General features: G+C 72.3%; 21 protein-coding genes. 12 read left to right on the top strand and 9 right to left on the bottom strand.

Features of this window, described 5'->3' with window-relative positions:
- Positions 1–260 precede the first annotated feature (260 nt).
- The 4 genes from WMF12_RS32440 to WMF12_RS32425 all read left to right on the top strand — a co-directional run bounded on the left by WMF12_RS32440 (position 261) and on the right by WMF12_RS32425 (position 4,359).
- Entirely contained in the window at positions 261–1,622 is a 1,362-nt protein-coding gene (locus WMF12_RS32440) for a thrombospondin type 3 repeat-containing protein (protein WP_437851618.1), read from the top strand.
- Between the two features lie 259 nt (positions 1,623–1,881).
- Positions 1,882–2,202, top strand: a complete 321-nt coding sequence (locus WMF12_RS32435) for a hypothetical protein (RefSeq protein WP_437851616.1) — start codon at positions 1,882–1,884, stop codon at positions 2,200–2,202.
- 165 nt (positions 2,203–2,367) lie between these two features.
- Complete coding sequence (locus WMF12_RS32430; RefSeq protein WP_437851615.1) at positions 2,368–2,787, top strand: hypothetical protein; 420 nt, start codon at positions 2,368–2,370, stop codon at positions 2,785–2,787.
- A 426-nt stretch (positions 2,788–3,213) separates the two neighbouring features.
- Entirely contained in the window at positions 3,214–4,359 is a 1,146-nt protein-coding gene (locus tag WMF12_RS32425; RefSeq protein ID WP_437851613.1) for a hypothetical protein, read from the top strand.
- Positions 4,360–4,839: 480 nt separating this feature from the next.
- On the opposite strand, the gene WMF12_RS32420 is transcribed toward WMF12_RS32425, so the two are convergent.
- Positions 4,840–7,341: an SUMF1/EgtB/PvdO family nonheme iron enzyme gene (locus WMF12_RS32420; RefSeq protein WP_437851610.1), complete on the bottom strand. Its 2,502-nt coding sequence runs from the start codon at positions 7,339–7,341 to the stop codon at positions 4,840–4,842.
- A 207-nt stretch (positions 7,342–7,548) separates the two neighbouring features.
- Between WMF12_RS32420 and WMF12_RS32415 the strand changes: the two genes are divergently transcribed.
- The 3 genes from WMF12_RS32415 (at position 7,549) to WMF12_RS32405 (ending at position 10,988) form a co-directional block, all read left to right on the top strand.
- Positions 7,549–8,106: a DJ-1 family glyoxalase III gene (locus WMF12_RS32415; protein WP_437543413.1), complete on the top strand. Its 558-nt coding sequence runs from the start codon at positions 7,549–7,551 to the stop codon at positions 8,104–8,106.
- Positions 8,107–8,188: 82 nt separating this feature from the next.
- Positions 8,189–8,992, top strand: coding sequence for an SDR family NAD(P)-dependent oxidoreductase (locus tag WMF12_RS32410; RefSeq protein WP_437851608.1), 804 nt, complete (start codon positions 8,189–8,191; stop codon positions 8,990–8,992).
- A gap of 232 nt (positions 8,993–9,224) precedes the next feature.
- Entirely contained in the window at positions 9,225–10,988 is a 1,764-nt protein-coding gene (locus WMF12_RS32405) for a carbon starvation CstA family protein (protein ID WP_437851606.1), read from the top strand.
- Positions 10,989–10,991: 3 nt separating this feature from the next.
- Here WMF12_RS32405 and WMF12_RS32400 read toward each other — a convergent pair whose 3' ends face one another.
- Positions 10,992–12,041 (bottom strand): Glu/Leu/Phe/Val dehydrogenase dimerization domain-containing protein, encoded by a 1,050-nt coding sequence (locus WMF12_RS32400; protein WP_437851604.1) that lies wholly within the window; start codon positions 12,039–12,041, stop codon positions 10,992–10,994.
- Positions 12,042–12,213: 172 nt separating this feature from the next.
- Between WMF12_RS32400 and WMF12_RS32395 the strand changes: the two genes are divergently transcribed.
- Together WMF12_RS32395 and WMF12_RS32390 are read left to right on the top strand one after the other, a co-directional pair.
- Positions 12,214–13,743: an AlkA N-terminal domain-containing protein gene (locus WMF12_RS32395; protein WP_437851602.1), complete on the top strand. Its 1,530-nt coding sequence runs from the start codon at positions 12,214–12,216 to the stop codon at positions 13,741–13,743.
- Positions 13,724–14,251 (top strand): methylated-DNA--[protein]-cysteine S-methyltransferase, encoded by a 528-nt coding sequence (locus WMF12_RS32390; protein ID WP_437851600.1) that lies wholly within the window; start codon positions 13,724–13,726, stop codon positions 14,249–14,251. Before WMF12_RS32395 ends, WMF12_RS32390 begins: the two co-directional genes overlap by 20 nt.
- Here the strand turns inward: WMF12_RS32390 and WMF12_RS32385 are convergent.
- From WMF12_RS32385 to WMF12_RS32370, 4 genes are all read right to left on the bottom strand, one after another.
- Positions 14,216–15,532 carry a hypothetical protein gene (locus WMF12_RS32385; protein WP_437851598.1) on the bottom strand — a complete coding sequence of 439 codons (1,317 nt, stop codon included), beginning with the start codon at positions 15,530–15,532 and terminating at the stop codon, positions 14,216–14,218. The genes WMF12_RS32390 and WMF12_RS32385 overlap by 36 nt on opposite strands.
- 90 nt (positions 15,533–15,622) lie before the next feature.
- The gene (locus WMF12_RS32380; RefSeq protein WP_437851596.1) at positions 15,623–16,342 is read right to left on the bottom strand and encodes a TlpA family protein disulfide reductase; all 720 of its coding nucleotides are present in this window, start codon (positions 16,340–16,342) and stop codon (positions 15,623–15,625) included.
- Positions 16,339–17,037: a hypothetical protein gene (locus WMF12_RS32375; RefSeq protein WP_437740508.1), complete on the bottom strand. Its 699-nt coding sequence runs from the start codon at positions 17,035–17,037 to the stop codon at positions 16,339–16,341. Before WMF12_RS32375 ends, WMF12_RS32380 begins: the two co-directional genes overlap by 4 nt.
- 7 nt (positions 17,038–17,044) lie before the next feature.
- Entirely contained in the window at positions 17,045–18,391 is a 1,347-nt protein-coding gene (locus WMF12_RS32370) for a vitamin K epoxide reductase family protein (RefSeq protein WP_437851594.1), read from the bottom strand.
- 274 nt (positions 18,392–18,665) lie between these two features.
- Here WMF12_RS32370 and WMF12_RS32365 point away from each other — a divergent pair, with 274 nt between their 5' ends.
- The 3 genes from WMF12_RS32365 (at position 18,666) to ygfZ (ending at position 20,967) form a co-directional block, all read left to right on the top strand.
- Positions 18,666–19,244: a hypothetical protein gene (locus WMF12_RS32365; RefSeq protein WP_437851592.1), complete on the top strand. Its 579-nt coding sequence runs from the start codon at positions 18,666–18,668 to the stop codon at positions 19,242–19,244.
- Between the two features lie 33 nt (positions 19,245–19,277).
- Positions 19,278–19,907 (top strand): hypothetical protein, encoded by a 630-nt coding sequence (locus WMF12_RS32360; RefSeq protein ID WP_437740505.1) that lies wholly within the window; start codon positions 19,278–19,280, stop codon positions 19,905–19,907.
- 61 nt (positions 19,908–19,968) lie between these two features.
- Positions 19,969–20,967, top strand: coding sequence for a CAF17-like 4Fe-4S cluster assembly/insertion protein YgfZ (gene ygfZ / locus WMF12_RS32355; RefSeq protein ID WP_437851590.1), 999 nt, complete (start codon positions 19,969–19,971; stop codon positions 20,965–20,967).
- 52 nt (positions 20,968–21,019) lie between these two features.
- Here the strand turns inward: ygfZ and WMF12_RS32350 are convergent, their stop codons facing one another.
- The 3 genes from WMF12_RS32350 to uppS form a co-directional block, all read right to left on the bottom strand.
- The gene (locus WMF12_RS32350; protein ID WP_437851588.1) at positions 21,020–22,306 is read right to left on the bottom strand and encodes a Glu/Leu/Phe/Val family dehydrogenase; all 1,287 of its coding nucleotides are present in this window, start codon (positions 22,304–22,306) and stop codon (positions 21,020–21,022) included.
- 281 nt (positions 22,307–22,587) lie between these two features.
- Complete coding sequence (locus tag WMF12_RS32345) at positions 22,588–23,409, bottom strand: phosphatidate cytidylyltransferase (protein ID WP_437851586.1); 822 nt, start codon at positions 23,407–23,409, stop codon at positions 22,588–22,590.
- Positions 23,410–23,411: 2 nt separating this feature from the next.
- Positions 23,412–24,263: a polyprenyl diphosphate synthase gene (gene uppS / locus WMF12_RS32340; RefSeq protein WP_437740501.1), complete on the bottom strand. Its 852-nt coding sequence runs from the start codon at positions 24,261–24,263 to the stop codon at positions 23,412–23,414.
- Positions 24,264–24,277 lie beyond the last annotated feature (14 nt).

Below are 24,277 nucleotides of genomic sequence, written 5' to 3'. Positions count from 1 at the left end.
GCCGGCGTCGGCGATGCCCGGACGCCGGCGAGTTGGACTCTTGCGGTGTGGTGGACACGGACGGGATGCGCGCCGATCCTCGCGAGCCGTGGGAGCCGAGCCGCGACGACGATGGCTACCGCTTGCCCTCGCCGCCTGCACCAGCGACCACGGTGACGGCCCGGATGTCAGCGAATACCGGAGCCAGCTCGTCCTCGTGGCGGATCTCATGCGGCTGCCATCGAGTCCTTGAATCCAGGCATGGCTTGAGGAGATGGATGATGCGTTGGAACCACATCGCGACGTGTGTGCTGCTGTGCTCTTCGCTCGCGGCGTGCATCGGCCCCGTGCAGGGCGGGAGCGACGGCGGCGGTGACGGCGGAGCCGGCGGCAGCGGCGGTGCCGGTGCTCAGGGCGGCAGCGACGATGACGGAGATGGCGGCAGCGGCGGCGGCGCGCCCGACCCGAGCGACACGGACCGCGACGGCGACGGATACGACGACGACATCGACAACTGCCCCGAGGCCCCGAACCACGGCCAGAGCGACGTCGATCGGGACGGGCTCGGCGACGCCTGCGATGACGACCTCGACGACGACGGCGTGCCCAACGCGGTCGACAACTGCGTCGCGGTCGGCAACGCCGACCAGGCGGACTTCGACCTTGACCTGTACGGCGACGCCTGCGACGACGATGACGACGACGACGGCGCCGTGGATGCGTCGGACAGCTGCCTGTGGGTCTCCAACGCGGACCAGGCCGACACGGATGGAGACGGCAGGGGCGACGCCTGTGACGACGACGTCGACGGCGACGGGGTGTCCAACACGCTGGACAACTGCCCCCACGTGGCGAACGCGGACCTGGCGGACTTCGACGGCGATGCCTTCGGGGACGCGTGCGACGAGGATGACGACGGCGACGGTGTGGCCAACCTGGAGGACAACTGCCCGTTCGACGTGAACCCGGACCAGCTCGACATGAACGGCAATCGAATCGGCGACGCCTGCGACCTGGGCATCGACGAGCGCGGCGGGGCATGCCTGGCCGTCGGGGTCGTCGATCCCGACCACGACACGAGCTGGCCGAACCCTGCCAGCCCTCCGAGCCCCGAGACCATCGATAGGGCGAGCTTCGGCCGGTACTACGGCGGGGGCGCCTCGGGGACGTCGATGCCGATCATGGGCATCCACGCGGAGTACCAGCTGAGCGACGGCAGCGCGTGGGATGGCGGCGCCGGGAGCACCTCCCTGGGTCGGATGAGCCTCGGCTGGGTCGAGGTCGAGGGCTCGACGATCCGCTATCACATGGTGCCGGAGGGCTTCCTCATCATCGAGAAGACCGACTACAACAGCGGCGACCACTCCGCCCACTTCCGCTTCGAGACGCTGGGGCCGCTGGTGATGGTCGCCGAGCGCGGGTCGACCGTCGGCACCCTCGAGACGGAGGCGCTCCTCGTGATGGACCGGCCCGCGAACTACCGCGATGATCGCTTCAACTACCTCTCCGCCCCGCTCTGCTCCGCCGTGCCGCTCACCGTGACCTACGAGCTCCGCGGGACGACATTCGAGGAGACCACGATGTCGGGCTCCTTCGAGTTCTACTCGGAGGCGGTCTTCGACCTCAGCGGCCACCGGCCCTGAGGCGCTGCCGCGCCCGGCGCTCTGCCACCACGGGCGCTCGTGCTCGCGCGCGAGCGCCCGGAAGCCATCGTCCCTTGTTCGGCGGACTGTACCGCACACGGGATCGCGGCCTGATCTGGCACCGCATCAACGACATGGTCCGCGTCCGCCAGGCTTGCACGCAGGGGCTGGTGCCCTTGCCTCACCCATGGTATCGGTCTTTGCGCAGCGCTCCATCATGGTGTATCTCATCGAATTGTCGCTGCGCGAAGGATCGTAGATGCGAAGAATTCACATTGCTCTGGGCGTGCGTTCGCTGACGGATTCCATTGCGGATTACACGCAGCGCCTGGCGGCCCAGCCGCACGTGATCGTGCCTGACCAGTACGCGCTCTGGCGCACCGACACGGTGAACTTCTCCATCCGTCAGATCCCCGCCGGCGAAGCTCCGGCGTTGCGTCATCTGGGCTGGGAGGACGACGCCGCCAGCGCCTTCTCCGACACGCGGGATTGCAATGGGATCGTCTGGGAGGAGTTCGGTCCCGATCAGCAGTTGCAAGAGATCCTCGGGCTCTGGCCTGACGCCCAGATCAAGCGCTGACTCCGAGATGGCAACGAAGCTGCCGAAAGGACCTCGACGGCCGGCGTCCCGAAGGGCCCGCCTCGGCGGCGTGCGCAGCGGATCGGTCGCCGCGGGGACCGGGGGTGGGCTCGGCCGACGCTCGCGGACGCTCGTGAACCGGTCCATTGGCCTGGGCTCAGGTCGATGACGGACATCTCGGAAGCCGCCCGCCGCCTCGGTCTGCGGGGAGCCGTCGAGGCGCTCGAGGAGGTGGATGTGCCGGCGGGGAGCCGCTGCTACACCGGCCGACTGCGCCGGCTCCCCGACATCGCGGTGAGCCTCATCGAGGACGGGGCGTGGGGCTCATTCGACGTCGACTTCATCGACGCCGTCTGCGCGGACGTCGAGCCGCACCTGCGAGCCGCCGCCGTCTCCGTGGGGGATGCCGGGGGCGCGGCGGACTGGGTGGGCTGGGGTCCGGAGCTCACGTTCTTCAGCGGCAGAGAATGGACCGTCCGGTTCGCCCTCGCGCCCGGCGCGGGCGAGCTAGGCACTCTCGTCACGTTCGACGGCGTGCACGTCACCGGCGCGGACGACCTCGCCGACGCCGAGCTTGTGGACTGACCCCATCGCCCGCTTCTCACCGCGCTCGGCGAGTCGACCGACGTTCCAGGTCGCTCACCCAACGGCGCGATCGTGAGCCCGGCGCCCGGCGATCGCCTGGAGATCCCCTGAGCGGCGCGCTCCTCGCTGGCCCCCCCTCGCGCTGACACGCGGAGATGACGCCCGTCATGGGAGCGTGACAGCGAGGGTGTCATGAGCGCGTGACGGCGACGCGCGGCAACCCGCTCGCTGGTCGCGGCCGGCGTGTCGCGATCACGGCCTGATCGCGCCCGATCCGACGTCTCGCCCCCGGAACAGGAGGCAGAGCCATCGCTGGACGCGCCGGGTGGCCGCGCGCGGTATGCGCGTTGCAATCGCCTTGTCGCGGTCGCGCCGGGGCAGCGATGACCGTCATCCAACATCGAACTCGTGGAAAGGAAGCATGTCATGAGGAGCAAGGCACTGCTGCTGGGATCGCTTGTCGTCGGCATCACGGGCGCAGGTTGCGCCGTGGCGTACGAGGCCGAGGAGGGCGAGGTGGGCGACGCCCAGCAAGCGTTCGTGTCCCATGCGTGGGCGTATGCGTGGGCGCACCAGGCGACGGGCTCGTTCACCGCGAGCTCGAGCTACTCGCGGAACTCCTCCGGAGACGCATCTGGGCAGGGCGTGAACAACACCGTAACGCAGCTCGGCGCGGGCCAATATCGCGTGCGGTTTCCGGACGTGGGCGCGGCGCCGGGCGGTCATGTCCAGGTCACCGCCTACGGCGCGGGCGCCGAGCGCTGCAAGGTCAATTCCTGGGTCAGGAGCGGCGATGACGTGGATGTTCATGTCAACTGCTTCACCGCCGGCGGCGCGCCGGTCGACACCCAGTTCAGCGTCGCATATGTCCACAAGTCGGGCACCGGATCCTCGGACGAGGCGTACGTCTGGGCGAACAACCCGACGGCGTCGGCGTACACGCCCGCCGCGACGTACCAGTTCAACTCGAGCGGCGTGAACAACACGATCGCGCGCGAGGGGGTGGGCTACTATGCTGTAACCCTGCCGGGGCAGACCGCGGGCGGCGCGACGGTCGAGGTGACGGCCTACGGCCCGGGCAGCGATCACTGCAAGGTCGGCAGCTGGGGGCAGTCCGGAGACGACGCGGTGGTCCGCGTGCGCTGCTTCGACAGCTCGGGCGCCCCGTCAGATAGCCAGTTCACCCTCAACTTCGCGCGCTCGAGGCAGGTGAACGGCGGGCTCTCCTACAGCTACGCCTGGGCGAACAACGCCACGGCGGCGGCGTACACGCCGAGCCTCTCCTATCAGGAAGGCTACATCGCGGGGGACCTGGGCGAGGTGGAGACCGACATCACCGCGGGGCGCACGTCCGCAGGCCGCTACTCCGTCAGCCTGCCCGGCATGTCGGCGTCGGGCTCGAACGTGCAGATCACGGCGTACGGCACCGGACCGGAGTACTGCAAGGTCGTCGGCTGGTCCGGCAACGAGACGAACGCGAACGTCAACGTCGCCTGCTTCGATGCCAGCGGCGCGCCGGCGGACACGCGCTTCGTCCTCGTGTACACAGACGACAAGTTCATCGTCCTGTGAGCTGCTGGGCGGGGACCACATGTCGATCGACTTCAAGGACTGACGACGTGAGGTGATGCTGCGGGCTCACGCCGCGCCGCGGCGACACGCGCCGGTGCGCACCATGCCGCGGCGCGGTTTCGCCACTTCGCTTCGCCGCGCACCACGTTGCCCTGCCTTGCCCCGCCGCCCCGCCGCCCCGCCGCCCCGCCCCGGGCAGGCTTCGCCCATGGGCCAGCCCGCCGAGAAGCAGCGCCGCGCCACGTACGCCGACCTCGAGGCCGTCCCGCCGAACAAGGTGGCGGAGCTCGTTCGCGGCAGGCTGCATGTGTTCCCCCGTCCGGCGCCGCGGCACGCGCGCGCAAGCTCGGGCCTGATCCAGAGAAAACACTCAGGAATCGCGCGAAACGGCCCGCCCGGGCCCGCCGGCTCGATGATCCGTGGACGCGGGGCACCGGATCCGGGCACGGCGCGGGAGGACGAGGGGCTCAGCGCTTGAGCTCAGGGCGCCGCCGCTCCCTGCTCGGCCGGCGCAGCCTGCTGCTCGGGGGCGGGCGGCTGCGCGGCGGCGCCCTCCTGCGCCGGCGCATCCATGGCGCAGCGGAAGCCGATCCATGCGTGCGCGGTGACCGGCGCTGCGGCGGTACGGTACGTGGCGGAGAGCTTCTCGGGGCCGTCCAGGAAGCTGCCGCCGCGCACGACCTTGAGCGGGAAGGACGGGTCGCCCTGCGGGTTCTCGCCGCCGGGCGGCGGGAAGACGAGGCCGTCCGAGACCCACTCGGACACGTTGCCGGCGAGATCGTAGACGCCCTCCGGGGTGCGATCGCTCGGGTGGGCGCCGGACGCGCAGGTCGAGACGTCGGCGCCGCGCGCGAGGCAGCCCTCGTTGCGATCGTAGCAGGCGCGCTCGCAGGCCGGCGCCTCGTCGCCCCAGACGAACGCCCGGCCGGCAGCGCCGCGCGCGGCGACCTCCCACTCCGCCTCGGTGGGCAGCCGCCGGCCCCGGAAGCGGCAGTAGCTCTCGGCCTGGGAATAGTCGACGCAGTTGATCGGGTGCCCTGTCGCGTTGCGGGGCTCGTTGCAGCGCCGCGTCCAGAGCTCGACCTCCCGCTGCTCCTCGGGCGCAGCCGGCGCCTGCGCGCCGGGCAGGAGCTCGGGCGTCAGCGAGACGTGATCCGCCGTGGAGCACATGCGCTGCTGCATGCAGGCCCGGTAGGCGCGGACGGTCACCTCGTTGCGATCGATGTAGAACCCGCGGGTGAGCGTCACCTGGCGCGCCTCGCCCGCGGCGCCGATCGTGGTCGAGATGGGCCCGATGAAGACCATGTCCGCCGGCGGCGCCGCGGGCGCGGCGGGCTCGGCGGAAGGCGCCGCGCCCGAGGCGCTCGCGGTCGGCGCGGCGCTGGCGGGCGCCGGCACGCCCGCCGCGGTCTTCGCGGCGCGCCCGGCGGACGACGCCGCGGTGGCGCGCGCGGCCGGCGCCTTCGCCGGCTTCTTGTCGGGCGCCCGCGTCAGGACATACGCCGTGGCGCCGGCGCCGCCGAGCACGAGCGCCGCCACGAACCAGGGAAGCGCTGCGCGCGCGGCGCTGCGGCGCTGCGGCGGCGCTGCGACCGGCGGCGCGGCGTGCGGCGGTCCGCCCGCCGCGGCCTGGGGGTGCGGGGCCGCGCCGGGGTGCGGGGCCGCGCCGGGATGCGGGGCCGCGCCGGCCGCAGGGGGGCTGGCGGGCGCGACCGTCTCGATCATGGAGTCCTCGACCTGCGCGGTCCTGGAGCCCCCCGTCGCCAGCGCGCCGCCCCCGTCTCTCGCCCGAGGCGCCGCGCCGCCCGTCGCGCCGGCGGCCGGCAGCCCGCTCGCGCCGGCGGCCTGTGACCCGCTCGCGCCGTGGCTCACCTTGACGACGGCAGGCCGCGCCGGGGCGGGCGCGTGCGCGTCGGCGAGCATCGTCGGCTCGCTCGGCCCGACGGCCACGCCGAGCCCCTGCGCGGCCGCGTACTCCGCGGTCGACTGCCCCGCCGCGTGCTCCGCGGAGGGGCCGCCGCGACCCGCGAAGGACCCCGCGCGCTCGCCGTGCGCCGCGGCCGAGAGCGCGTCCCAGAACTCGCCTGCGCTCGTGAAGCGGTGCTTGGGCTCGATCGCGAGCGCCTTGTCGAGCACGCGCTCGATCGCCTCGGGCGCGTCCGGGAGCCCGCGCGCGCGCAGCGTCGGGCGCACCGCCGGATCGGCGGAGGCGACGTAGAGCTGCGTGGGGTCGTCCCCCTCGAGCGCGCGCCTGCCGCTCACGAGCTCGACGAAGATGAGCCCGAGCGCGAACACGTCGGTCCACGGGCCCGTCGCGCCGCGGGCCTTGTTGAACTGCTCGGGCGCGCCGTAGCGCGGCGTGAACGCGCTCGGCCCCTGCCGGGTCGCGGCGAGCGCCTCGGTGAACGTCGGGTGGTCGGACAGCACCTTGGCGATGCCGAAATCGAGCACCTTCAGCGTCCGCGCCCCGCCGACGTGGGTGAGGAACAGGTTCGCCGGCTTCACGTCCCGGTGCGCGACCTTGTGCGCGTGCGCGACGGCGAGCGCGCGCGCGGCCGGGGTGAGCAGCTGGATCGCCTCGGCGATCGACATGCCGGCCTCGCCCCGCTCGCGCCGCTCCCGGAGGTATTGCCCGAGCGTCTGGCCCTCCAGCCACTCCAGCACCAGGTAGGGCACCCACACGCCGGCCTGGGTGGTGAACGCGCCGACGTCGAGCGCCTGCACGATGCCCGAGGTGGCCCGCGACAGCCGGTGCAGGATCCGCCCCTCGCCCCGCAGCGTCTCGAGCAGCGCGTCGCGCTCCGCGGCGTCGAGCGAGGCCGGCAGCTTCAGGCACTTGATCGCGATGAGCTCGCCGAAGCCCTCGTGCATCCCCCGGTAGACGACGCCGAACCCGCCGTCGCCGATGACGGCGGCGACGCGGTACTTCCCCTCGATGGTCTGCCCCGAGAGGCCAAACGGATCGTCGGACGGCTCCGCCATGCCCCGCTCCTAGCGCGTCGCCGTGCCCAGGCAAAGGGGCTTCCGCGCCGCCCGCCACCGCAAGCTCGCGCGCGCTTGCATCGGCTCGCACCTGCTTGCATGCGCTCGCTCAGCCTGCGTCCGCGCAGCGCGCTCGGTTTGTACTTGGTCTGCGTCCGGCTTGCGTCCGGCTTGCATCCGGCGGCCCGCGGCCCCATGCCGACGCCGATGAAGACGCCGCGAGCGCTCGTGATCCTTGCCGAGGGAGCCGAGGAGATGGAAACGACGATCATCGTCGATGTCCTGCGCCGCGCCGAGGTCGAGGTCGTCCTCGCCGGGCTCGATGGCCCGGGCCCGGTGCGCTGCAGCCGAGGCGTGCGCCTCGTGCCGGACGCTGATCTCTCGGCGGTGACGGGCGACTTCGACGTGGTGGTCCTCCCGGGCGGCAAGGGCGGGGCCGACCGGCTCGCCAGCTCGCCGGCCGTCGGGGAGCGCCTTCATGCGCAGGCGCAGGCGGGCCGGGTCGTCGCGGCGATCTGCGCCGCGCCGATCGCGCTCGCGGCGCACGGGCTCTTCCAGGGCCGCAGGATGGCGTGCCACCCGTCCGTGAACGACGTGGTGTCGGCGCACGGCGAGCTCCTCGCGAGCCCGGTCGTCGAGGACGGGCTGCTCGTCACGAGCCAGGGGCCGGGCACCGCGATGGCGTTCGCGCTCGCGCTCGTCGCGCGGCTCCGGGGCGAGGAGATCGCCGCGAAGGTGCGCGCGCCGATGATGCTGACGGCCTGAGCGAGATCGGCGCTCGGCCGGCCGAAGTTCCTCTGGGCAATCAAGGACGTTGGATCTGCTTTCCGCAGTCACGGAGGTCGAGATGAAGCTTATTTCCAAGAGCGCAATTGTTACCGGGGGTGGTCAGGGGATCGGTCTCGAGATCGCGAAAGACCTCATGAGTCGCGGCAGCAACGTGCTGCTCTTCGGCCGGACGGCGGCGAAGGTCGAGGCGGCGGCCGAGGAGCTGAACCGCGCGGCCGACGGCCCGGCGCGCGCGCTGCCCTTCCTGGGCGACGCGTCCCGCGCCGAAGACGTGTCGCGCGCCGTCGAGGCGGCGACGTCGGCGTTCGGATTGCCGGGGATCCTCGTGAACAACGCGGGGATCGCCACGCTCGCGCTCCTGACGGACCTGCCGGAGGAGGATTTCGACAGCGTCCTCGGCACCAACCTGAAGGGCCCCTTCCTCTTCATGAAGGCGGTTGCCCGCGGCCTCATCGCCGCGAAACAGCCGGGCGCCTTCGTCAACATCAGCTCCATCAACCAGGTGCTGGCGACCGACGGCCTGTCGCATTACTGCGCCTCCAAGGCGGCCCTCGCGCAGCTCACCAAGGTGGCCGCGTCCGAGCTCGGCCGCCACGGCATCCGGGTGAACGTGGTGGCGCCGGGGCTCATCCGGACCCCGCTCGTCGACGACTTCGGGCTCACGGCGGGGCTCAGCGCCCAGAGGTTCCTCGAGCGCACGCCGCTCGGGCGGATCGGGGAGACGACCGACGTGGCGCCCGTTGTCTCGTTCCTCTGCAGCGAGGAGTCGCGCTGGATCACCGGCGATACGGTGTTCGTCGACGGCGGGAACAACCTCCGCGGGCTGCACAGCTACTGGGACACGCTGAACGCCAGCGTCTGAGGGCCGCGCGTCTCCGAGGGGGCTCCTCCGGACGGCACCATCGGGCTCTCTGGCGTCGTAGAGCCTTGCATCGACCCGGAGCCCCGAGGCGCCGCCGGTGCGGCCGAGCCCTCTTGCTCGCGGCCTTCGCGGGGCATGGGCGGGGGCCTGCGCCCGTCCGGCGACCCACCGCCGCCCTTCCCCTTCGTTTGCCGGATCACCGTCGCCCGCGGATGGCCTTATACTCCGCCGCGTGCTGCCGCTGCTCGCCCTGACCGTCATCGTCGTGCTGTGCCTTGGCTACCGCTTCTACGGGCGGATCGTCGCGCGCAACTACGCGCTCGACGACGGCGCCGTGACGCCCGCGGTGAAGGTGAACGACGGTGAGGACTACGTCCCCACGAAGCCGTTCTACCTCTTCGGGCAGCACTTCAGCGCCATCGCCGCCGCCGGGCCGATCGCCGGCCCCATCCTCGCCGGCCAGGCGTTCGGGTGGCTCCCGTGCATCCTCTGGATCGCCATCGGCGTCGTGTTCATCGGCGCGGTGCACGACTTCTCCGCGCTCATCGCGAGCGTCCGCCACGAGGCGGAGAGCGTCGCCGAGATCGCGAAGCGGCACATCGGCCGGCGCGCCTGGCTGTCGATGATGATCTTCATCTGGCTCGCGCTGTCCTACGTGATCGTCGCCTTCACGGACATCACGGCGAGCACCTTCGTCGGCAAGACCGAGGAGTTCGAGGGCGGCGCGTTCCAGTTCAACCCCGGCGGCGCCGTCGCCGCGGCGAGCGCCGCCTACCTCGGCCTCTCCATCGTCATGGGCGTGGTCGAGCGGTACCTCAAGCCGCCGCTCTGGCTCACCACGCTCCTCTTCGTGCCCGCGACGCTCGGCGTCGTCTGGCTCGGCACGAAGATCTCGACAGCGTTCGTCCTGCCGCTCGACAACCCGCAGCGCGCGTTCGGCCTCATCATCCTCGTCTACTGCCTCATCGCCTCGCTCCTGCCGGTCTGGCTGCTCCTCCAGCCGCGCGGCTACCTGGGCGGGTTCGTCCTCTACATCGCGCTCGCGGTCGGCGTGATCGGCATCTTCTTTGGAAACCTCCGTTACCCCGGGGAGTTCGAGCTGCGGCAGCCCGCGTTCACCACGTTCAACACCGGCGGCGCGACCGGCATGCTCTTCCCGTTCCTGTTCGTCACCATCGCCTGCGGCGCATGCTCCGGCTTCCACGGGCTCGTCTGCTCGGGGACGACGTCGAAGCAGATCTCGAAGGAGACGCACACCCACCCGGTGGGCTACGGCGCGATGCTGGCCGAGGCGTTCGTCGCGCTGATCGCGCTCGCGACGCTCGTCATCGTGGCGCAGGGGACGAAGCTGCCCGGGCCGGGCAAGATCTACGGCGACGGGATCGGCAAGTTCCTCACCGTCATCATCGGCAAGGAGCACTTCCTGTTCGCCGCGACGTTCGGCGCCATGGCGTTCTCCACCTTCGTGTTCGACACGCTCGACGTCTCGACGCGCCTCAGCCGCTACATCCTCCAGGAGCTCTTCAACTGGAAGGGGCGCGTGGTGTCCGCGGCCGCGACCGCGATCTCGCTGGCGCCGCCCACGCTGTTCATCATGACCGCGCGCCCGCCCGCGCCCGGCGTGCGGCCCGCGTACCTCGACTTCTGGACGCTGTTCGGCACGAGCAACCAGCTGCTCGCGGCGCTGACGCTCCTCGCGGTCACCGTCTGGCTGCACCGCGAGAAGCGGCGCATCTGGTACACGGCGATCCCGATGGTGTTCGTCATGACGATCACGGTGTGGGCCCTCATCCTCCAGGTGCGGACCGCGTTCGCCGCCGTGCGGACCGAGGGGCTCGCGCTGAACGCGACGACGATGAACGGCGTCGTGGGGCTCGCGCTGATCGGGCTCGCTGTGTCGCTGATGGTCGAGTCGGTGAAGGCGCTGAAGAACGGCCCGGCCACCGAGCCGGCGCTCTGCGACGCTCGTACCAGCGGCGGGGGGGAACCGCTCTAGCGATCACCCGGCGGCGGCGCGCTGCCGCAGGCGCGCCTCGGCCAGCCGCTCGGCGGCGAGCTGCGGCGAAACGCCGTCGCTCGCCGCGATCTCGAGGACCCTGAGGACCGTGTCGTAGATCGCCTGGACGCGCCGGTGGACCTCGGCGCGGGACCAGCCGAAGAGATCCGCGCCGCCGCTCAGCACGCCGCCTGCGTTGGCCACGACATCGGGGACGTAGAGGACGCCGCGGGCGGCGAGCGCGTCGCCGTGGCGCGGCTCGAGGAGCTGGTTGTTGGCCGCGCCCGCGACGATCTCGGCCCGCAGATCCTGCACGGCGCGGTCGTCGAGGACGCCGCCGAGCGCGCACGGGGCGAAGATGTCGGCCGGGGCCGAGGCGATCGCGTCCGGCGGCACGATCGTGGCGCCGAGCTCGGCGGCGACGTGGCGGGCGCGATCCGGGTCGACGTCCGCGACGAGCAGCCGCGCGCCCAGCCGGTGGAGCTCCGCCGCGAGCCGGGCGCCGACGCTGCCGCAGCCCTGGAGCGCGACGGTCCGGCCCGCGAGCTCGTCGCTGCCCCACCGGTGGCGGGCCCCGGCCTGGATCGCGCGGAGCACGCCCCGCGCGGTCCACGGCGACGGGTCGCCACCCTCGCCGGCGAGGCCCTTCACGTGGCGTGTCTCGCGCCGGATGAGCTCCATGTCCGCGGGGGTGGTGCCCACGTCCTCGCCCGTGATGAACCTGCCGCCGAGGCGCTCGATGAAGCGCCCGTGCGCGCGGAACAGCCGCTCCCGGTCGAGCGGCCCCGCGCCGCCGCGGAGGACGACCGCCTTGCCGCCGCCGACGTCCATCCCGGCGAGCGCGTTCTTGTAGGTCATCCCGCGCGACAGGCGCAGCGCGTCCACCAGCGCCTCCTCGTCGTTCGCGTACCCGAGGAGCCGCGTCCCGCCGAGCGCCGGGCCCAGCGCGGTGCTGTGGATCGCGATGATCGCGCGGTAGCCCGCGGGCTCGTCCGCGCAGAACAGCACCTGCTCGTGCCCCATGGCGGCAAGGGTGTCGAACACGCTCTTCATGCCGCGCCGAGCGTACCATTCCGCGGCGACCGCCAGGGCCGGCGCGCTCGGCGGGCGTCCCGCGCCGAAGCGGCCTGTCGGGGCGGGGCGGTCGGGGGCGGCGGGACCCGTCCGCCCTCACAGGTCCGAAAAGCGCCAGAGCCGCGGCGGCACCCGCGCTACGACGCCCTGCATGCGGATCGACGAGGACGCGTGCTACCGCGCGCTCGAGACCCGCGACCGTCGCTTCGACGGTCGCTTCTTCACGGGCGTGCGCTCGACGGGCATCTACTGCCGCCCCATCTGCCCCGCGCGCACGCCGAAGCGGGAGCGCTGCGTGTTCTTCCCCTCGGCGGCCGCCGCGCAGGAGGCCGGCTACCGCCCGTGCCTGCGCTGCCGCCCCGAGGCCTCGCCCGGGACGCCCGCGTGGCTGGGCACGTCCGCCCTCGTCTCGCGGGCGCTCCGGCTCATCGCGGAGGGCGCGCTCGACGACGCGGACGCCCCGGCGCTCGCGGCGCGGCTCGGCGTGGGCGAGCGCCACCTGAGGCGGCTCTTCCTGCGGCACGTCGGCGCCTCCCCGCTCGCGGTGGCGCAGACGCGGCGCCTGCTCTTCGCGAAGAAGCTCCTCGACGAGACAGCGCTCTCCATGACCGAGGTGGCGCTCTCGTCGGGCTTCTCCAGCGTCCGCCGCTTCAACGACGCGATCCGCGCCGCCTACGACCGCTCGCCGCGCGAGCTGCGAAAGGCCGTGTCGAAGCGGGGCGGGGGAGGGGAGGGTGGGGGCGGGGCGGGCGGCGCGCCGGACATCGCGCTCCGCCTCCCGTTCCGGCCGCCGCTCGACTGGGGCGCGCTCGCGGGCTTCCTCGGGGCGCGCGCGATCCCCGGCGTGGAGTCGGCGGGCCCCGGCGCGTACCGCCGCACGGTGCGCGTCGCCGGCGGCCACGGCGTCGTCGAGGTGCGCCCGGCGCCCGGCGAGCCGTACCTCCTCGCGCGGCTGCGGCTGCCCGGCACCGAGGGGCTCATCCACTGCGCGGAGCGGCTGCGGCGGCTCTTCGACCTCGGCGCCGATCCCGACGCGATCGCCGCGCACCTCGGGGCCGATCCGCGGCTCGCCCCGCGGGTCCTGGCGATGCCGGGCGTCCGCGTGCCGGGCGCGTGGGACGGCTTCGAGCTCGCGGTGCGGGCGATCCTGGGCCAGCAGGTGAGCGTCCGCGCCGCGACGCAGCTCGCGGGCCGCCTTGTCGAGCGGCACGGCGAGCCGCTCGCGGTCCGCGGCGGCCTGCCCGAGGGCGCCGAGGGGCTCCGCTTCGTCTTCCCGGCGCCCGAGGCGCTCGCCGCGGCCGATCTGGCGGACCTCGGCCTGCCGCGCGCGCGCGCCGCGACGATCACCGCGCTCGCGGCGCGCGTGGCCTCCGGCGAGGTCGCGCTCGACGCCTCGCGCGGCCTGGAGGAGACGGTGCGCGCGCTCTGCGCGGTCCCGGGCGTCGGCGCGTGGACCGCGCACTACATCGCGATGCGCGCGCTGCGCGAGCCGGACGCGTTCCCGGCCACGGATCTCGGCCTGCGGCGCGCGCTCGGCGGCGTCTCCGGCGCGGATCTCGCGGCGATGGCGGAGGCGTGGCGCCCGTGGCGCGCCTACGCCGCGGTGCTGTTGTGGACGGCGGACGCGCAGGGCGCGCGGCCCGCGGAGAGGGAGGTGTCGAATGGATCTCTTGCTGGATGAGGTCGAGTCGCCGGTCGGGGTCATGCTCCTCGCGGCCGGCGGCGGCGCGGTCCACGGGCTCGATTTCTCGGACTGCGCGCCCCGCCTTCGCACGTTGCTGGAGGCGCGCTACGGCGCGGTCACGCTGCGCAGCGCCGCGGATCCTTACGGCCTGTCCGGCCGACTGAGGGCCTACTGGCGCGGCGATCTCGGCGCGCTCTCAGGCATCCCGGTCGAGCCCGGCGGCACGCCGTTCCAGCGCCGCGTCTGGGCGGAGGTCCAGCGCATTCCTCCCGGCGCGACGCGCTCCTACGGCGAGGTCGCGGCGTCCCTCGGGCAGCCGTCGGCGTCCCGCGCGGTGGGCCTGGCGAACGGCCGGAACCCGGTCTGTCTGGTGATCCCGTGCCACCGGGTCGTCGGGGCTGGCGGAGACCTCACGGGCTACGCGGGCGGCATCGAGCGGAAGCGGTGGCTGCTCGCGCACGAGGGCGCCTCAGGGGAAGCAGGAGAGCGGCTGCTCCGCCTCTAGGATGTAGACGCAACCCATCGAGGTGAGGCAGCTCTGGTACTCGTCCAACTCCACCGAGCAGCGGGACTCGCACCTGCTGTCGAACGTCCCGCCGCAGCGCTCCTCAATGCAGCAGTACGTCGCCGCCTGGATCGTCCGGCACATCGTCTGCGCCCCGCAGGCCTCCATCTGGTGGTCGATGCAGTCGCGGCAGTTGAAGGACTGGCCGGCGAGCGAGCCGGGGGGTGTGGTGTCCGCTTCGAGGCAATCGGGAATGCACCCGTCCCCCTCGCACGTCTCGACGCACGCCCGCGTCTCGGCCGTGCACCGCGGCAGGTGCGTGGCCGGCAACGCTTCGAACGGCTCCGAGCACGCCTTCGCGACGCACGTGCCGCTCTGCCCGCACTCGGTGAAATCGTCCTCGCAGCGCACGCCACCGCAGCAAGGCTCATCGAGCCTGCCGCACGGCGCGCACTCGCCGTCGGTGCAGTTCTCCTCGTCGTCACAGGCGGCGCCGCAGGCGCCGCAGTGGTTCCGGTCCGTGGAGAGGTCCGCGCACGCGGACCCGCACAGCGCGAGGCCCCCCGGGCACGTGCACTGCCCGCCCTCGCAGGTCGTGCCCGCGGGGCACGACCGCCCGCAGGCGCCGCAGTTCTTCGGGTCGGACTGCACATCGATGCAGTGAAACCCCGAGGAGACCTCCAGCGGGCAGTAGCCCTGCCCGGCCGGGCACTCGCAGCGCCCCTTCACGCAGCTTGCGTTCTCGGCGCCGCAGAGGGCGCTGCCCTCGCCGTCGTCGACCGCGCCATTGCAGTTGTTGTCGGCGCCGTCGCACCACTCGTCGAGCGCGGAGGCGTTCCGCGGATCGTCGTCGTCGCAGTCCGTGCCGCCGCAGATCGTGGGCAGCTCGTCGTCGTTGTCGCCGTCCAGCCCATCGAAGACGCACTGCCGGAACGACTCGTCACAGCGCTCTTCCTGGGTGCACGGATCCGTGTCCACGCAGTCGAGCGTCGTCGCGCACGGCCTGTCGGTGACGCAGGCGCCCTTCGCCGGATCACAGCGCCCGCCCGGACAGCGGGTGTCGTCCGCCTCCGACGCGCACCGGCCGCCGACGCAGCGATCGACCGTACAGGGGACGCCGTCAGCGCAGTCCTGCGCGCTCTCGCAGGGATCGCCCGACCCTAGCTGCGGGGCGCTGCCGTTGCTGCCGTTGCAGCTCGCGAAGAGGAGCGCCGTCGACGCGACCAGCGAGGACAGACGAAAGAGAAAGGCGAACCGGCGTCTCAGCAGGGAGGTTTTCACGAGGGCGCTCCGTCGACGATAGGTTCGACCGCGACCACCACTCAAGCCGAGCGCCGCTTTGCGACGGCGCGCCTCGAAGAGCGCCCCCGCCTACTGCTTCTTCGCCCCCAGGAGCGCCGCGATCGTCGGATAGTCGCTGTCCTCGACGGCGCCCTGGATCACGCACGTCACCTGCCCGCTCGGCGCCGCGATCGCGTGGATCGGCAGCTCGGTCGTCTCCTTCACGCCGAGCGCCCGCAGCCACCCGGCCCGCTGGGGCCCGTCGGGCAGCCAGTACGAGGCGCGCACCCCCGTGCCCGGCTGCGCCTCCAGGAACCGCGACAGCTGCCGCTCGTCGTCGTCGATCGAGACGAACGCCAGGTCGACGAGCACGCCGGCCGCCCGCAGCTTCTGCTGCCACCCGAGCAGCCGCGGCATCTCCTCCAGGCACGGCTTGCACCACGCCGCCCAGAAGTTCACCCACACCCATTTGCCGACGCCGAACCCGATGTTCGCCGGCAGCTTCTCCGCGCCGCCGGCGGCGACCGCCGTGAGCCCGCCCGACGAGGGCGCAGGCCGCGGAGACTGCCCCGCGCACAGGAGCCGCGGCGCGGCCGGCGCCGCCTCCGCCGTGGCGCTCGCCGGCGCCTTGGCGCTCGCGGGCGCCGCGGCCCCCGGCGCCGTCACCGCGTTGCTCCGCCCCTGGCCGGGCGTCGGGGGCGGCGGCAGGTCGGCCTTCCTGTCCGCGTCGCACCCGCCCGCGAGCCCCGCGGCCACGGCGAGGGCCACGAAGGCGCCCCGGAGGGCGCCGCTCCTCCTCGCGGAGCTCACAGCTGACAGTCCACCCACGAGACGAACGCGCTCCGGTTGATGGCCTCCGCCGCACATGCCTTGTTCTTGCGCGAGACGTTCCATTGGCAGTATTCCGCGCCGAGCTGCGCGAACTCGTTCCCGAGCCACAGCATCCCGACCTTCTTGTCCAGGTCCTGCTCCTTGAACTTGTCGGAGATGTCGAAGAACGCGCTGTTCGCGCGCTTGTGCGACAGCGTCCGGTTGAACTCCGGCGTCCCCGTCTTCGACGCGCGAGCGACGATGAAGAAATAGCGGGCGCCCCGCCGGTCGAGCCACATCTCCTCGAGCATCTTCTTCCCGTCGTCGTCGAGCTTCTCCGAGCCGTCGTCGAACATCACGACCCCGCCGCGCTGCTTCAGCGGCGTGAAGAGCGCGTTGAAGTCGTCGTCGCTGATCGACGCGAGCGTCTTCACGTCGGCCGGCTGGCAGCCGCGCCGCGCCTCCGCCCCGACCAGGCCGCACGCGTTGAGCACCCGCTGCAGCACCGTCTTGAACGCGGGCGTGCAATACGGCGCCTCGGCGTCGTTGGCGATGGCCACGGCCGGCTTCACCGCCGCGGCCACACCCGTCTTCAGGCGCTGCGACGCGGCCTGCACCTCGCTGTGCACCGTCACCCCGGACGCGACCAGAAGCGCGCACCCGGCCACGATCCCGATGATCCCTGCGCCTCTCATGAACACCTCACTTCGTCCGGAGCGCCGGCGCGAGCTGCCTTATCGCATACGACATCCCGATGTCCGTATCTTCGTCGCAGAGCCGCGTCGTGCCCAGGAACATCTGTGGCGTCGAGACAGGGAGCTTGTTGTCCACGATGTAGCGGAGCATACGGTTCAGCCGCAGCGCCGTCTCCTTCGAGTCCATGCATGCGTCGAGCCCTGGCCAGCGCTGCCGGATCGCCGCCTGCACGTTGGCGGTGCCCGCGCCCGCCTTCGCGCCCTCGAGCAGCGTCTCCTGGTTCTCGTAGGCCCACTCGAGCACATCCATCGCCCGGTGATCGCTGCACAGGATGGCCTTCGAGAGGAGGCACGAGCCCGGGTGCACCGGCCGGTCGAGCATCCAGTTGCACTCGCTGTCCAGCGGGAAGAGCACCAGCGTCGCGTCGAGCTTGTCGAACACCCCCTCGGACACGAGCCGCTGGTGGAACGCCTTGCAGGTCGGGCAGAGCGGGTCGACGAAGAGGGTCGCCGGCTGCACCGCGCCCGGGCGCGTCACGTGGAGCAGCGCGCCGTTGGGCTCGGTCGGCTTCTCCAGCTTGCCGCAGCCGGTCATGTAGCTCGCGTAGCTCGGCAGCGCGCTCGCGTAGAGCAGCGCCGGCGTCACCGTGCACACGGCGAGCGCGACGAGCCACCCCGGCAGGAGCAGCAGCGAGCCCACGCGGCGCGGGGGGCCGGCGGGCGCTGCGGCGGCGCCGCCCGGCCCGTCGACCCCGAGGGGCGCCCCGGGGACGGTGGGCCCCACCCCGGCCGCGCCTGCCGACGAGGAGGCGCGCGGCGCCGCGCTGGACCAGGCCGCGGCGCGGGCCGCCCTGCGGTCCTCGAGGAACGCCCAGACGCCGCCGGCCGCGAGCAGCGCCGACGAGATGTACATGCCGACGCACGTCTTGCAGAACACCCCGAGGCGCATCGCCGAGATGGTCGCCATCAGGAGCGACACGGCGAGCGGCGTGAGGCCCGCGACGAACAGGAAGTGCGCCGCGCGCCGCGGCGCGTGCTGGGCCGAGAGCAGCACATAGAGCGCGAACGCCGCGAAGAACGCGAACGCCCCCAGGGCGAACAGCGAGATGGGGATACCGCCCCAGAAGCTCTCGCGGAACAGCGCGGAGTAGGGGCTGTACATGGCCACGCGGCACGCGGTGTCGGCGCCCGCCTGCGCGCCGAGCCCCGGGACGAAGCTGCAGTGCAGGTCGTGGACCTGCCGGTCGAGGTGCCGGATGTAATCGAACGTCGATGAGGCGCTGAACGCGAGTCCCAGGAGCGACCCGCTGAGCGCGAGCGCCGCAGGCCCGCGAGGTCCACGACTGCCTGACATGGCCGAGTGGATTACGCGACGTCGGGCAACGCGTCAAATAAGGACGTCTGTGCGCGCGGGCGTCGCCCGCGCCCGATGACGCACGCGCACGCGCGCCGCGCGGCCCAGGGGGCGATCGTCCCCGCGCCGCGCGCGCCGCGCTGAGCCCGCCGGCAGGCTTCGCCGAGCCCGCCGGCCCAGCGCCTCGCGGCGCGCGCCGCTGGTCGGCGTTGCCCACGCGATCGGCCGCTGCTAGGAGCCGGCCCGGGGGGATTCGGGATCCCAGAGCCAACCGATGACGACCCCTGCACCCGGCGCGGCGAGCGGCGCGCCCCTTCCTGTGAAGCTCGGTCCGTTCGATGCCGAGTTCCTCGCGGACCTCCCTTACGACCCCTCGGTGCTCTTCTTCGACGAGCTCCTCGAGGTGGACGCCGAGAAGGGCCTCGTGCGCTGTCGTATGCCGACCGACAGGCCGATGCCGCTCGTCGACGCGCAGCGGGCGCATCCGCTGCTGCACCCGCGCCACGTCGCCGGCGCCATCATGGTGCACGCGACGGGGATGCTCGGCTTCGTGCACGCCTACCACCTGCTCGGGTTGCGCCACCGCGAGGGCTGGATCGGTTATGGCACCAACATTCACCGGGTGGTCTTTCGCAAGCTGGTCCAGCCGGGCGCGCCCATCGAGGCGACGTGCGTGGCGACGCGCTCCCGGCTCGGCGTCAAGCGGCACATGATCCGCTATTCGTTCGAGTTCCGTCACGAAGGCAGCGTCTGCTACGAGGGCGATCAGACCGCCGTGTGGATGCGCGTGCACGACGTTCCAGCCACGGATTCCCGACCCGCGCTCGAGGACCCAGAGCGATCCCTCGCTTGACCCGCGCGTTCGTCTCGTCTACCCGCCCTCCCCATGCAGGATTTCGATGCAGGATCGATCGTCCCGTCCACACGCGATCTTCTCCAGGTGATCTCCACCCGCAGGAAGAACATGGCTCTTGTCGGGCTCGTCGGCTCGGAGGCGCCCGCGGAGGATGCGGCGCGGCTGCATGAGCTCAACATCTCCGCGCTCGCGTTCGCCGAGGCGGGGCCCGCCATGCAGGGGGCCGCGCTGGCGACGAGGACGGTGCCGTCGCTCTGCCTGTCGCGGGTGAGCGATCGCGACGGCGCCCTCGCGGCGCGCTACCACGGGGCGGACGGGGTCTGCATCGACGCGACGCTGCCGCTCGACGACTGGGACCGCCTCGCGAAGGGGGCGAGGACGATGCGTATGCTCCCGCTCGCGCTGGCGGAGAGCAAGGAGGGGGCCGAGGCCGCCGCGAAGGTCGGCGCGCGCGTGGTCCTTGTCCGGTGCGCGTCGGCGGACGCGGTGATCGAGGCCGTCGCGTCGCTCCCGAGGGCGCTCACCGTCGTCGCCGAGGTGCTCTCGGCCGACGTCGACGCGCTCCGCCGCCTCGTCGGCCACGTCGACGCGGCGATCGTCCCGCCGGGCGTCCACAAGTCGGCTCAGTTCCCGGCGCTCGTCGCCGAGGTCGATCCCTGAGCGCTGAAAGTTCGGGCCGCCCCTCGACGGCGCGGGCTCCCTCCTCCACGATCCAGCCTCGATGAGCAACGCTCACGGACTGGAAGAGCGGCGGCGCGCGCTTCGCGAAGGGGCGCTCGTGCAGGCCATGCCCGAGCTCGGGACGCTGATCGTCACCGGCTCGGACCGGCAGACCTGGTTGAACGGCCTGGTCACCTGCGATCTCGCGCCGCAGCAGCCGCTGCCTGCCGGGGCGAAGGCCGCGCCTCCCGCGGGCGGCGCGTACGGGCTCAACGTGGGGAAGACCGGGAGGATCTTCGCCGAGGTGTGGATCGTGATCGCGGCCGATCGCATCTACGTCGGCGCGCTGCGGGAGCGCGTCGAGCAGCTCCGGGAGATCTTCGAGCGCTACCTCATCATGGAGGACGCCGAGGTCCAGGACGCCTCCGGCGAGCACGCCTGGGCGTTCGTCCACGGCCCGCGGTCCGCCGAGCTCGCGGCGGCAGGGCGCGCGGCCGGCGCCGAGGCCGCGATCGTCGACTGGACCGGCCTCGGGGGCGCGCTGCTCGTGGCGCCCCGGCAGGCCGAGGGCGCCGTCGTCGAGGCGCTCCTCGCCGAGGGCGAGGCCCGCGCGGTCCTGCCGGTGACGGCGGCGGCGTGGGAGGTGCTCCGGGTCGAGAACAACGTCCCGCGGTTCGGGGTCGACTTCGACGACCAGAACTTCCCGCAGGAGGCCTCGATCGAGGAGCGCGCCGTGTCGTTCAACAAGGGGTGCTACCTGGGGCAGGAGACGGTGTTCATGCTCCAGGCGCGCGGCCACGCCAAGAAGCGGCTCGTGCAGCTCGCCGTGGAGGGGGAGGGCGGCGTGCCCGCGGGCGCGGAGATCGCGCTGCCCGACGGCGCGGCCGTCGGCACCGTCACGAGCCAGGTCGAGGATCCGCGCGGGACAGGGCTGCTCGCGCTCGGCTACGTCAAATACAAACACGCCGTCCAGGGCGCCGCGCTCCGGGTCGCCGGCCGGGCGGCCGAGATCACGCGCGCGCCGAGGGCGGGGGACGGGCCGGGTCGGGCCAAGGTCTAGCGCCCCGCCGTCGCGGACGGACGGTGGGCCGGAGGAGCGCGGACAAGCGATCTCAGGGGAAGATCTCGCGCTCTCCATACACCGCGGCGAGCCGCTGCAGCGCCACGGCATAGGCGGCGAGGCGCAGCGTGCACTTCTTCTGCCGCGCCAGCTCGGTCACCTCGCGGTAGGCCCGCTTCATCGCCTTCTCGAGCCGGGAGTCGACCTCCTCGAGCGTCCATGTCTCCGAGCGCTTGTTCTGCACCCACTCGTAGTAGCTCACCGTGACGCCGCCCGAGTTGGCGAGGACGTCGGGCAGGATATGGATCCCGCGCTCCAGGAGGATCTTCTCCCCCTCGGGCGTGCACGGCCCGTTCGCGCCCTCGGCCACGAGGCGGACCTGCAGCCAGCTCGCCTCCTCCACGCCGACCTGGTTCTCCAGGGCCGCCGGGATGAAGATGTCCGCCTTGAGCCGGAAGAACTCCTCGCGGCTGATCGGCTTGCCGGCAGGGTAGCCCGCGATCGAGCGGTTCTTCTTCACGTAGTCCTGCAGCTTGTGCGGATTGAACCCTTCCGGATTGTAGAGATACCCGGTGTGATCGCCGACAGCGACGGTCGAGGCGCCGAGCTTCGACAGGAGCACGGCCGTGTGCGAGCCGACGTTGCCGAAGCCCTGCACGAGCAGCGTTGAGCCGCCGAGGTTCACGTCGTTGTCCTCGGCCCACTCGGTGATGCAGTGGACGACGCCCTGGCCCGTCGCCTTCTCGCGACCGTACGTGCCGCCCGACGCCACCGGCTTGCCCGTCACGACGCCCTTCACCGCCTGCTTGAAGAGCTGGCCGACGGTGTTCATGTACGTGTCCATGGCCCAGGCCATGGTCTTTGCGTCGGTGCCCATGTCGGGAGCCGGGATGTCCGTCTCCGGGCCGATGTTTCCGCCGAGCGCATGGAAGAAGCGGCGGGTGATCCGCTGGAGCTCGGCGCGCGACACCTCGTTCGGGTTGAACTTGATCCCCCCTTTTCCGCCGCCGAGCGGCAGGTTCATGAGCGCGCACTTCCACGTCATCATCGCGGCCAGCGCCTTGAGATCATCGAGCGATACCGTCTCGTGATATCGAATGCCCCCCTTGAACGGCCCGAGGAGGTTGTTGTGCTGGATCCTGTAACCCTTGAAGAGCCGGATGCTGCCGTCATCCATCCGTACAGGGAAATTGACGATGATCTCGTTCTTCGGCTGGCTCAGGATCGTGGTGATGTAACCCGGCAGCTCGATCAGTCGGGCAGCCTCGTCGAGGTAACCCTGGACGACTTTGAAGAACTCGTATTTGTGCCTGTGGCTCGGAGCAGCAGGGACGCTCACTGGCGGAGTCGTGGTCTTGGTACTGAGCTGTTCTTCCATGGCTATGTAACTTTCTAGTGCGCTGAGCCCTTCCGTTCAACGTCGGGCGCAACCATGCGATGCGTCATCGCGGTTCCGGACGGGCGGAGCGATGCGTCAGGCTGCCAGTGTGCGAGGAGGCGCCGCGTTGACCGCGGGAAAGCCGCGTCGGGGGCGAGGCTGCGGCGCGTGCGATGTGGGTGTCGCGCATCGATGGATGCGCGGTGTTCGGACGGCGCACGGCGCACCGCGCGCGGCGCCGTTCAGGGCCTCGACCACAGGACATACAGATACGTGATGGTCCCGGTCACGAGCAGGGCATCGACGCGGTCGAGGATGCCGCCGTGGCCGGGCACGATCCCGCCAGAGTCCTTGATCCCGAAGGAGCGCTTGAACAGGGACTCCCCGAGGTCTCCCGCCTGACCGAGGCCGCCCGCGACGATCGCGAGCGCGAGCGCGTCCACGAGCGGCAGCGACCGGAGGAACCAGAAGTGAGCAAGGAGCGCGCCGATCACGGCGAAGAGCAGGCCGCCGAGCGCGCCCTCGACCGTCTTCTTCGGGCTCACGGCCTCGTAGAGCTTGCGCCGGCCGAGGAAGCGGCCGGCGAAATAGGCGCCGGTGTCGGAGAACCAGGAGAGCAGCATCGCCAGCACGACGAACGAGGGGCCGTCGGCGCCCCCGTCGCGGCGGAGGAGCGCCAGCGCGCCGAGACCGCCGCCCACGTAGAGCGGGCCGAAGGTCATCGCCAGCACGCGCAGCGCCGCGGTGCGCATCTCGCCGAGGCGCACCAGCGTGATGAGCATCGCGACGAACGGGAGCAGGAAGATCAGCGCGAGGAGCGCGCCCGGAGAGCCGCTGAATCGCCAGATCACGCCGAGGACGGCGAGGGTGAGCGCGACGCCGATGGCCCGCGCGACGCGGTCGTCCGCGTGCGTCATCGCGAAGAGCTCGAGCGCGCCGATGGCGGAGGCGACCGCGACGAGCGCCGCCCAGCCCCAGCTCGGGCCGAGGTAGAGCAGCGAGAGGAGCAGGGGAGCGGCCACGAGCGCGGTGAGGACCCGCATCGTGAGGTTGGAAGCAGCCAATCTCAGACCCCCGTCCGTGAGCCATCGTGGGAAGCATGCGAAGCGGGCGCGGCGATCTCGTGCGCGCGCCACGGCCGCTCCGCGTCGAGCGCGCCCCGCGCGCTGGCCGGCTCGCCCCCGGCGCCGCCCTCCGCGTCGTGCGCGGGCGAGTCGGCGCTGTCGCGCCGCTGGTAGGCCGCGATGGCGGCGAACAGGTCGTCCTCGGTGAAGTCGGGCCACAGCCGCTCGGTGAACGACAGCTCGGCGTACGCGGCCCCGTAGAGCAGGAAGTTGGAGAGCCGCTGCTCGCCGCCGGTGCGGATGATGAGATCCGGCTCGCCCACGCTCAGGCTCGGCAGCCGCGCGGCGAGCAGCGCCCCGTCGATCGACTCCGGATCGAGCCTGCCGGCGACCGCCTCCATCGCGAGCTCGCGCGCCGCGGCGGCGATCTCCTCGCGCGCGCCGTAGGACAGCGCCAGCGCGAGCGTCATCTGGCGGTTCGTCGCGGACGCCTTCCGGAGCGGGTCGAGCACGTCGCGCACGCCCTCGGGGAGCCGGCTGATGTCGCCGATCGCGACCAGGCGGATGTCGTTCTCGAGGATCTCGCAGCGCTCGCTCATCAGGTACTCGCGCAGCAGCCCCATCAGCGCGTCGACCTCGTTCCGAGGCCGCGCCCAGTTCTGCTCGCTGAACGCGTACAGCGTCAGCGCCTCGACGCCGAGCCTCCGGCAGACGCGCACGATCCGCCGCACGGCGGCGCTGCCGGCCTTGTGTCCGGCCTCGCGCGGCTCGCCGCGCAGCTCCGCCCAGCGACCGTTGCCATCCATGATGATTCCGACGTGGCGCGGGAGATTTCTGGCTTCTACGAGGTTCATCGGCGGGGGCAGTT

Source organism: Sorangium sp. So ce363 (assembly GCF_051520435.1).
GTDB lineage: Bacteria > Myxococcota_A > Polyangia > Polyangiales > Polyangiaceae > Sorangium > Sorangium cellulosum_B.
The sequence above is the reverse complement of the archived record's forward strand: the minus strand, read 5'-3'. Positions and strand labels throughout refer to the sequence as shown.

What these genes read in the sequence shown, in the direction of transcription:
- WMF12_RS32440 (WP_437851618.1), top strand. Translation starts at nt 261, where the DNA reads ATGCGTTGGAACCACATCGCGACGTGTGTGCTGCTGTGCTCTTCGCTC.
- WMF12_RS32435 (WP_437851616.1), top strand. Translation starts at nt 1,882, where the DNA reads ATGCGAAGAATTCACATTGCTCTGGGCGTGCGTTCGCTGACGGATTCC.
- WMF12_RS32430 (WP_437851615.1), top strand. Translation starts at nt 2,368, where the DNA reads ATGACGGACATCTCGGAAGCCGCCCGCCGCCTCGGTCTGCGGGGAGCC.
- WMF12_RS32425 (WP_437851613.1), top strand. Translation starts at nt 3,214, where the DNA reads ATGAGGAGCAAGGCACTGCTGCTGGGATCGCTTGTCGTCGGCATCACG.
- WMF12_RS32420 (WP_437851610.1), bottom strand. Translation starts at nt 7,341, where the DNA reads ATGGCGGAGCCGTCCGACGATCCGTTTGGCCTCTCGGGGCAGACCATC.
- WMF12_RS32415 (WP_437543413.1), top strand. Translation starts at nt 7,549, where the DNA reads ATGAAGACGCCGCGAGCGCTCGTGATCCTTGCCGAGGGAGCCGAGGAG.
- WMF12_RS32410 (WP_437851608.1), top strand. Translation starts at nt 8,189, where the DNA reads ATGAAGCTTATTTCCAAGAGCGCAATTGTTACCGGGGGTGGTCAGGGG.
- WMF12_RS32400 (WP_437851604.1), bottom strand. Translation starts at nt 12,041, where the DNA reads ATGAAGAGCGTGTTCGACACCCTTGCCGCCATGGGGCACGAGCAGGTG.
- WMF12_RS32395 (WP_437851602.1), top strand. Translation starts at nt 12,214, where the DNA reads ATGCGGATCGACGAGGACGCGTGCTACCGCGCGCTCGAGACCCGCGAC.
- WMF12_RS32390 (WP_437851600.1), top strand. Translation starts at nt 13,724, where the DNA reads ATGGATCTCTTGCTGGATGAGGTCGAGTCGCCGGTCGGGGTCATGCTC.
- WMF12_RS32375 (WP_437740508.1), bottom strand. Translation starts at nt 17,037, where the DNA reads ATGAGAGGCGCAGGGATCATCGGGATCGTGGCCGGGTGCGCGCTTCTG.
- WMF12_RS32370 (WP_437851594.1), bottom strand. Translation starts at nt 18,391, where the DNA reads ATGTCAGGCAGTCGTGGACCTCGCGGGCCTGCGGCGCTCGCGCTCAGC.
- WMF12_RS32365 (WP_437851592.1), top strand. Translation starts at nt 18,666, where the DNA reads ATGACGACCCCTGCACCCGGCGCGGCGAGCGGCGCGCCCCTTCCTGTG.
- WMF12_RS32360 (WP_437740505.1), top strand. Translation starts at nt 19,278, where the DNA reads ATGCAGGATTTCGATGCAGGATCGATCGTCCCGTCCACACGCGATCTT.
- ygfZ (WP_437851590.1), top strand. Translation starts at nt 19,969, where the DNA reads ATGAGCAACGCTCACGGACTGGAAGAGCGGCGGCGCGCGCTTCGCGAA.
- uppS (WP_437740501.1), bottom strand. Translation starts at nt 24,263, where the DNA reads ATGAACCTCGTAGAAGCCAGAAATCTCCCGCGCCACGTCGGAATCATC.